Here is an 8934-nt window from a genome sequence, read left to right as displayed (position 1 = left end):
GAAATAAAGTAACGATTAGTAAAGTAATTTTCTTCATCAAATGATTTTTTTAATTAAATGATTAACTGTGTTTGTTTGATTTTAATCTCCAAATTTAACAAAATTTATAAATAAAGTGATAAAAATCCAGTTTTTAACTAAATTAAAATGTCTTCCAAAAATTTAAATTACTGATTGTCGGATATTTTGTGCATTTTATCTATTTTTGCAAGAGAAGAAGAAATTATGATAGAAAAGGAAAAAATAAATTTTGAAAAAACTGTGGTTGTGGGCGTTGTAACTCAGAGTCAAAGTGAGGAAAAACTTACAGAATATTTAGATGAGTTAGAATTTTTGACATTTACTGCTGGAGGCGAAGTTGTTAAACGATTTTGGCAGAAAATGGACAAGCCAAATCCTAAGACTTTTTTAGGAACAGGTAAAATGGATGAAATTGCTTTGTATTGCAAAGAAAATGACATTTCTACAGTGATTTTTGATGATGAATTATCGCCTTCACAACAAAAAAATATATCCAAAGTTATTCTTGATGCGAAAATATTAGACCGAACCAATCTTATCTTGGATATTTTTGCGCAACGTGCTGAAACTTCGTATGCTAGAACTCAAGTAGAGTTGGCGCAATGCCAGTATTTATTACCAAGATTATCTGGACTTTGGACGCACCTTGAACGTCAAAAAGGAGGAATTGGTATGCGTGGTCCAGGTGAAACTGAGATTGAAACCGATAGACGAATTGTGCGCGATAGAATTTCATTATTGAAAGAAAAAATCAAAATTATCGACAAACAACAATCTGTGCAACGTGGGAATCGTGGCGCTATGGTTCGTGTTGCTTTAGTTGGATATACCAATGTTGGAAAATCTACTTTGATGAACGTGATTAGTAAAAGTGAAGTGTTTGTAGAAAACAAACTTTTTGCTACGTTAGACACAACAGTTAGAAAAGTAGTTATTGGAAATTTACCTTTTTTACTTTCTGACACTGTTGGTTTTATTAGAAAATTACCTACACAATTGATTGAATCTTTCAAAAGTACTTTGGACGAGGTTCGTGAAGCCGATTTATTGCTTCATATTGTAGATATTTCACATCCCGACTTTGAAGATCATATTGCGTCTGTGAATCAGATTTTGATGGACATTAAGAGCAACAATAAACCTGTAATTATGGTTTTTAATAAAATTGATGCTTATAAACATTTGACTATTGATGAAGACGATTTAATTACCGAGAAAACGACGAAACATTATACTCTTGACGAATGGAAACAAACTTGGATGAGTAATGTTGGTGCTGAAAATGCCTTGTTTATTTCGGCAATAGAGAAAGAGAATTTTGAAGAATTTAGAGAACGTATTTATGAAAAAGTTCGTGAAATTCATGTGACTCGTTTTCCTTATAATAAGTTTTTATATCCTGATTTTAAAGATATTGTGGTTGAATAATTCCAGGTCGCGATAGCGATTGAAATGAAAAGCCCGGAACAAAAAAAGAGTGTGGTTCTTGTAGTAAAAAAGCGACTGAAAGAAGCTCTTTTTACTGCTTAGAACCACCTCTTTTTTGTGAGGACTTGTAATGGAAAGCGCGGCCATTCGCCCAAAAAAAAAAGCCTCTATTTCTAGAAGCTTTTGTGTGAGAATTTATATTTTAGAATCCGTAATTGATTCCTAAACCAAAGATTTGTCTTGTTTGTAAACCTTGGAAAGCGTTGTCGTCATAAACGGCTTGAAAGGCAAGATTTGTTGAGAAATATTTGTTGATTTTCATCACAATTGCAAGCGTGTAATCTACGTCTACATTTTGTGGATCTTCTAGATAATTGCTGTATAAATTTAAAGTGTTTTCTGCAGAAACGTTTTCCATGATATTGAATTTATAATATCCTGAAGCATAAAAACCTAACTCGTAACGTAATGATTTATTGGCATCTACACCAAAATAAGTTCCGTCTACATATCCTGGAACTGAAGTATAATCTTTATCTACCAAAGTGATTTTAGAAGTTAACGGTGCTAAATTTACTTTTAAATTATCGCTTTTTTTCCAGAATAAACCTGGACCAAAAGTTAAGTAACCTGGTGAAAGGAAGTTGGTGTTTTCTGTTCTAATTTCGGCACCGTTTGCATCTGTTCCATAAACGAAACCTTTAGTAAACTGTGTTCTAAAATTTACGAAAAATGAGTAATACCAATCGCCAAATGCTTTTTTCCCAAGGATGGAATTGAACTCTAATCTATCATCGGTTTTCTTTTCGAAATTGGAGTTTTTTGTTTGAACTAATCCATAAGATGCAAGGATTTTATTGTCCCAAGTTAAATCTCCTTTTTTGTAGTTAAAATCGTAGTTTAATCCTAGGTTTCCAGCAATATTGTCTTCTCCTCCAGCAACCCAATTCTTGAAACTAGATTGATTGAAAAGAAAAGTAACCGTTCCTTTTTTTCTCCATCCGTCACCAATTGTGTCGTTTAATTTTTTAGCTGCTCTCTCTGTGTTTTGAGCAAGTTCTTTTTCTGTATTTTGCGCATTAGCAGATGTAATTGCAAAAAACAGCATTGATAAAAGTAAAATTTTTTTCATGTTTTTCAGTTTTGAATTTATACGCAAATGTACTAATCCATTTTTATCCATGAAAATTATAAAGTAAAGAAAATCAGCGGTTTTTGTAGAATTATTTCTACATTTTGCTCTTAAATAAAGGTACAGCCGAGCAAGCTTCGCCATACATAATGCTTTTTGCAAATGGATGAAGATGTTGTGCCGCAAGAACGTAAGCACTTTCTGGAACAGGTTTTTTAGAACAACCTTTTATAATTACAGGCTTGTTGTTGTAAACAGAATAATCAATTTTTTCGAGTAAATCTTGATAAATCGCCGATTCTAAATTGGCCAAATTACCAGAAATTACTTTTTTGGCAAATGGTGCTAAATGAAGTGTAACCAATATACTTGCCCAAGCCGGAATTATAGCATCTGTTGAGCAATTTACTGCAACATAATGATTTTGATACTGTGACCAATCGTGATTTTTCAATGCTTCACGAAAGTCTTTTTCTTTTAGCAGAAAACCTTCGTAAAGCCATTGTGAAATATCAATTTGCGTTCGAACTTCTTTTGGATAAAAATCTTCCAAATCGAAAACTTCTAGCACAGAATTGGCTACTTTATTAATAATCTCGTCCATTTTAAAGTATTAAGTTTTAAATTTTTAGTAATCAAGAACAAACTGCCAACTGATTACTAAAAACTGCCAATTATTTTTAAAGCATTCCTAGTTCTAACTTTGCTTCTTCGCTCATTAAATCTTTGCTCCAAGGCGGATCGAAAGTAATTTCTACTTCGCACGATTTAATGGTATCTATTTTTTGCACTTTTTCTTCTACTTCACGAGGTAAAGTTTCTGCAACAGGGCAATTTGGCGAGGTTAAAGTCATTAAAACTTTTACTTCGTTATCTTCATTAATCATTACGTCGTAGATTAATCCTAGTTCGTAAATATCAACAGGGATTTCTGGATCGTAAATGCCTTTTAATACTTTTACTACGCTTTCTCCTAAGTTTATTTCGTCTTTAAATTCTTCCATATTTATGCTGAATTTGTTTCAGTATTTATTTATTAATTTTTAGCATTAAATGCCAAAGCGTACATTTTTATTTCTTTTATCATCGATACCAATCCGTTGGCGCGAGTTGGTGATAAATGTTCTTTTAATCCAATTTCATCAATAAAATCGGTATTTGCTTCTAAAATATCGGATGGTTTTTGGTTGGAAAATGCTCTAATTAATATTGCAATTATTCCTTTTGTTAAAATGGCATCGCTATCTGCAGTGAAGACAATTTTGTCATTATTTTGTTCGCCGTGAACCCATACTTTAGATTGACAACCTTTTATAATATTGTCTTCGGTTTTATATTGTTCGTCGATTAATGGTAATGATTTTCCTAAATCGATGATGTACTCGTAGCGTTGCATCCAATCGTCAAACATTGAAAACTCGCCTACTATTTCTTCTTGTATTTCTTTGATTGTCATACTATAATTTTATCTTTTGACACCAAAAGACACGATTTTATTTACTAATTTTTCAATTTCAACTGGTGGATTTCCGTGATCAAAATCGACTGTTTTGTATTCAACTCCATCAACTGTAATTTTTAAATTTGCAATTGCTGCACCATCATAAAATCGTTTTTGAGTTGGATCTTTATAAGTTGCTAATTGATCTAATTGTACTGAATTCAAATAACTACTTAGTTCTTTATTAAGATCATCCGAAATTTTTGCTGTTTCTCCATTGTCTTTCGCATCGCGTTCATTAACAACAGAAACCGTTTGGTTTTCAATGATTATCTTTTCATAAAATCCTCTTGATGAAGCTTCATATTCTATTTTTGGAACTTTATATTCGTTCACTTCCGACTTCGTTTTAGAATCATTTTCGACTACTTTCTTTTGATTATTACAACCAACAACTGCGAAAAAGAAAACTAATAATACTGCTATTTTTTTCATGATTTATTTTTTTATGACAACATCGTTTTGGCTTTTATAACCGCTTCGACAAAGATATCAATTTCTTCTTTAGAATTATAAAAAGCAAAACTCGCTCTTATCGTTCCAGGAATTTTATAAAAATCCATAATCGGTTGTGCGCAATGATGTCCGGTTCTTACTGCTATACCTAATTTATCGATAATCGTGCCAATGTCGTATGGATGAATTCCGTCAATGTTAAACGAAATTACCGATGTTTTTTCTTTTGCCGTTCCGAAGATTCTTAAGCCTTCAATTTGTAGTAATTTTGAAGTTGCGTACTCCAATAAATCATGTTCGTATGCTTGAATGTTTTCAAATCCTATTTCGTTCAAATAATCAATTGCAGTTCCAAGAACAATTCCACCAGCGATATTTGGTGTTCCGGCTTCAAATTTATGCGGTAAATCGGCATACGTAGTTTTCTCGAACGAAACCGTTGCAATCATTTCGCCGCCACCTTGATATGGAGGTAATTTTCTAAGCCATTCTTCTTTTCCGTACAAAATTCCAGTTCCTGTTGGACCGCAGATTTTATGTCCAGAAAACACATAAAAATCGCAATCCAATTCTTGAACATTTGGTCTTAAATGCGGTACAGCTTGCGCGCCATCGATTAAAACTGCAGCTCCAAATTGATGCGCTTTGTCAATTATATATTTTATCGGATTTAAAGTTCCTAACGCATTGGAAATATGATTTACAGTAACAATTTTAGTTTTATCTGAAAGTAATTTATCAAATTCAGAAATAATTAATTCACCTTCATCATTCATCGGAATTACAACTAATCTTGCTCCAGTTTTTTCACAAAGCATTTGCCATGGCACAATATTACTATGGTGTTCTAATGCCGAAACCATAACCTCATCTTCAGCTTTTAAAATCGATGCAAAACCATTGGCAATTGCATTAATTCCGTGGGTTGTTCCCGATGTAAAAATTACTTCGTGTGGGAATTTTGCATTAATATGATTTTGAATTTTACCACGAGAAACCTCATAAGCATCAGTTGCTAATTGGCTCAAAGTGTGAACACCACGATGAATATTGGCATTAATTTCTTCGTAATATTTTACAATGGCATCAATCACAACCTTCGGTTTTTGCGAAGTAGCGCCGTTATCGAAATATACTAACGGTTTTCCGTTTACTTTTTGTGTAAGTATCGGAAAATCGGCTCTTATTTTATTTATATCTAACATCCTTATTTATAAAAATTCTAAATACAAAAGTACACAATTTGAAATGGAATTTTAGCAAACGTTTGTTAATAAAATTAAAGTTTTAATCGACTCGAATTTCTTTAATTTCCTCAGATTTAGTTTTTAATTTCTGACATTCGGTGAAATTTGTGTTTAATAATTTTATAAATTGCTTGAAAATTTATGTAAATGAAAAAATTCTTTAAAATCTTCGCTGTTTTAGTGCTATTACTTTTGGTTTATCTTCGAATAGCAATCTATCCACAACTCGATTTAATATCTGGATTTGCATCCAAAAGTGTGGCATCTGGACATTTTATTGATAATCGATCGTTGGAAACCATCCAGCAAGGCGATAATGATATTGACAAAATTGATTGGGCAAAAAACACCATCAATGATTCTGAAAAATATGTAACAGCAACAGTTTACGGATTTAAAGAACGCAAAGCGATTTACCGTGAAGGACTTGGTGCGACTTTAATTAATGATGATTTTGATGTTTCAAAACCTTATAATGTTCCGAAAAGAACTAAATTAGAGAACAATTTACCTTTTCCATACGGAAATAACGAACCCAAAGACACTGTTTTTTCTAACATAAATTACGAAAAATTAAATGCTGCTGTTGCAAATGCTTTTGATAAAAAAGGCATAAAAGACAAGCGAACACGTTCAGTGATTGTGATTTACAAAGACAAAATTATTGCTGAAAAATACGATACAGGATTCAACAAAAACTCAAGAATTTTAGGCTGGTCTATGACTAAAAGTTTGACTGCAACCTATTTTGGAATTCTTCAAAAACAAGGTAAAATCGACATTTCAAAACCAGCTCCAATTGCCGAATGGAAAAATGACGAGCGCAAAAACATCACAATCAACGATTTACTTCACATGAATTCTGGCTTGGAATGGGAAGAGAATTATTCTAAAATATGTGATGCTACCAAGATGCTTTTTATTGAAGAAGACATGACGCAATCGCAAATCAATAAACCTTTGGTTGGAAAGCCGAATAATACCTGGAATTACTCATCTGGAACAACCAATTTATTGAGTGGAATTTTGAGAAAGCAATTTAAAACCCATCAAGAATATTTAGATTTTTGGTACAGCAGTTTGTTTGACAAAATAGGAATGAATTCTGCTTTGGTAGAAACCGATATGGCTGGAAATTTTGTAGGTTCGTCTTATGGTTGGGCAAATACTAGAGATTGGGCAAAATTTGGATTACTGTATTTACACAAAGGAAACTGGAACGGCGAACAATTATTTAACGAAAGTTGGGCAGATTATGTAGCCTTACCAACCGATACTTCTTATGGTAATTATGGCGCACAATTTTGGTTAAATGTTGGCAAAAAATTCCCAAATGTTCCTAAAGATATGTATTATGCAAGCGGTTATCAAGGTCAAATGGTAGCGGTTTTCCCAAGTCATGATTTGGTAATTGTGCGAATGGGATTGAGTGAGAAATTTGATTTTAATGGGTTTCTGAGTGAAGTTGTTGGGAGTTTGAAGAAGTAAAATTATGAACACAAAACCTATTTATTCGATATTGCTTTGTGTATTTGGATTTTTTCTATTGGGTTTTGGCTTCACAACGACAATTGGCCATCCTTTTAGTACCATTTGTTTTTTGCTCGGTTTTGCTTTACTGATTTTAGGTGTGATTTTGTTTCTAAAATGTTTATTAAAATAATGACTTATACTCAATACAATCACCAATCTAGCCCCGATTGTAGTGAAAATAAAAAAGCTTTCCGTGTTGGAAAGCTTTTTTATTGTAACGAAAAGCGGGAAAATGGATGGCAAAAATGCCCAAGCCATTCGCTTCTAATTTTTATAAATCAAACCCTAAATTAACGCCTAATTTAGTTGCGATAATTTTAGTAATTCGTTTTTTAAGTTCTGGTATTTTAATGCTTTCAATTACTTCGTTTGAGAACGCGTACATCAATAAAGCTTTGGCTTCTTTCTTTGGAATTCCGCGTTGTTGCATGTAGAACATGGCGCTTTCGTCTAGTTGACCAATTGTGCAACCGTGTGAACATTTTACGTCGTCTGCGAAAATTTCCAACTGTGGTTTGGCATTTATTGTGGCTTTATCACCTAATAAAATGTTGTTATTTTGCTGAAAAGCATCTGTTTTTTGTGCTTCTTTTTCTACATAAATTTTTCCGTTGAAAACTCCTGTTGAGCTGTCCGCAAGAATGGTTTTGTAGTTTTGATGGCTTTCACAATTTGGCGTTGCGTGGTTTACAAGTGTGTAATGATCAACGTGTTGCTTATCACCAATAATGGTAATTCCTTTTAAAGTCGAATCAATTCGTTCTCCAAAATGATAGAAATTCAGGTTGTTTCTTGTGATGTTTCCGCCAAAAGAAAACGTGTGAACCGAAACAAAACTTTCCTGTTTTTGAGAAATGTAAGTATTGTCGATTAGGTTTGCCGATTGTAAATCATTTTGGATTTTGTAATAATCTACGATAGCTCGTTTCTTTGCAAAAATCTCGGTTACCGCGTTGGTCAACACTGGATTTTCGTTTAAAGATTGGTGTCTTTCAATAATTTGAACGTGAGCGTTTTCGCCTACAACGACTAAATTTCGAGGTTGAACCATCAACGCATCTTCTATTCCTGTTGAGAAATAAATGATTTCGATAGGTTTCTCTACAACTTTACTTTTTGGAATGTTGATATACGCTCCTTCGTTTGCGAAAGCAGTATTTAATGAAGTTAATGTTTCGTCCTTACTGGCAATTTTATTGAAATATTCATCGATTACCATCTTGTATTTGGGTTTGGTCAATGCCGATGACATTAAGCAAACATCCAAACCGTCGTGGGTTGTTGATGATAAAAACGAAGAGAATTTTCCGTCAACAAAAATCACTTTATACGTATCTATTTCGTGCAAAAAGTATTTTTTTACCTCAGCAAATTCGATAGCATTTTCGTGTTTAGGAAATACTGAATAATCATTTTTTAGAATGGTATTCAATGAGGTGTATTTCCAAGCTTCCTCTTTTTTAGTTGGGAAACCTTTGTTTTCAAAGTTTTTTATGGCCGAAGTACGCACATCGTGAAGTTCTGAATGAACGTCAATTTGCTCTTCGAAAGCCATGAATGAGGATATAAGTTTTTCTTTTAATTCCATATATTTTGTTGTCGGTTGTCAGTTGTTT

The 8934-nt window shown here is 32.9% G+C and carries 10 protein-coding genes; 2 read left to right on the top strand and 8 right to left on the bottom strand.

Annotated elements, in window-relative coordinates; genetic code table 11:
• The first annotated feature begins 225 nt into the window (after positions 1 to 225).
• Complete coding sequence (gene hflX, locus DIU01_RS14105) at positions 226 to 1449, top strand: GTPase HflX (RefSeq protein WP_290835526.1); 1224 nt, start codon at positions 226 to 228, stop codon at positions 1447 to 1449.
• Positions 1450 to 1651: 202 nt separating this feature from the next.
• Here hflX and DIU01_RS14100 read toward each other — a convergent pair whose 3' ends face one another.
• The 6 genes from DIU01_RS14100 to DIU01_RS14075 form a co-directional block, all read right to left on the bottom strand.
• Positions 1652 to 2581, bottom strand: coding sequence for a DUF3078 domain-containing protein (locus tag DIU01_RS14100; protein ID WP_290835524.1), 930 nt, complete (start codon positions 2579 to 2581; stop codon positions 1652 to 1654).
• 97 nt (positions 2582 to 2678) lie between these two features.
• Entirely contained in the window at positions 2679 to 3185 is a 507-nt protein-coding gene (locus DIU01_RS14095) for a DUF2480 family protein (RefSeq protein WP_290835521.1), read from the bottom strand.
• A 76-nt stretch (positions 3186 to 3261) separates the two neighbouring features.
• Positions 3262 to 3585, bottom strand: coding sequence for an SUF system Fe-S cluster assembly protein (locus tag DIU01_RS14090; protein ID WP_035124400.1), 324 nt, complete (start codon positions 3583 to 3585; stop codon positions 3262 to 3264).
• 32 nt (positions 3586 to 3617) lie between these two features.
• On the bottom strand, positions 3618 to 4037 hold the full coding sequence (locus tag DIU01_RS14085) for a SufE family protein (RefSeq protein WP_290835519.1): 420 nt from the start codon (positions 4035 to 4037) through the stop codon (positions 3618 to 3620).
• A gap of 9 nt (positions 4038 to 4046) precedes the next feature.
• Positions 4047 to 4517: a hypothetical protein gene (locus tag DIU01_RS14080; RefSeq protein WP_290835517.1), complete on the bottom strand. Its 471-nt coding sequence runs from the start codon at positions 4515 to 4517 to the stop codon at positions 4047 to 4049.
• Positions 4518 to 4528: 11 nt separating this feature from the next.
• Positions 4529 to 5743: an aminotransferase class V-fold PLP-dependent enzyme gene (locus tag DIU01_RS14075; protein WP_290835515.1), complete on the bottom strand. Its 1215-nt coding sequence runs from the start codon at positions 5741 to 5743 to the stop codon at positions 4529 to 4531.
• 189 nt (positions 5744 to 5932) lie between these two features.
• Between DIU01_RS14075 and DIU01_RS14070 the strand changes: the two genes are divergently transcribed.
• Positions 5933 to 7273 (top strand): serine hydrolase, encoded by a 1341-nt coding sequence (locus tag DIU01_RS14070; protein WP_290835513.1) that lies wholly within the window; start codon positions 5933 to 5935, stop codon positions 7271 to 7273.
• Positions 7274 to 7294: 21 nt separating this feature from the next.
• Here DIU01_RS14070 and DIU01_RS14065 read toward each other — a convergent pair whose 3' ends face one another.
• Together DIU01_RS14065 and sufD are read right to left on the bottom strand one after the other, a co-directional pair.
• Positions 7295 to 7576, bottom strand: a complete 282-nt coding sequence (locus tag DIU01_RS14065) for a hypothetical protein (protein ID WP_290835511.1) — start codon at positions 7574 to 7576, stop codon at positions 7295 to 7297.
• Positions 7577 to 7589: 13 nt separating this feature from the next.
• Positions 7590 to 8906, bottom strand: coding sequence for a Fe-S cluster assembly protein SufD (gene sufD / locus DIU01_RS14060; protein ID WP_290835509.1), 1317 nt, complete (start codon positions 8904 to 8906; stop codon positions 7590 to 7592).
• Between the last annotated feature and the right edge of the window lie 28 nt (positions 8907 to 8934).

The sequence above is a fragment of the Flavobacterium sp. genome, from assembly GCF_003525665.1.
Classification (GTDB): Bacteria; Bacteroidota; Bacteroidia; order Flavobacteriales; family Flavobacteriaceae; genus Flavobacterium.
The sequence above is the reverse complement of the archived record's forward strand: the minus strand, read 5'-3'. Positions and strand labels throughout refer to the sequence as shown.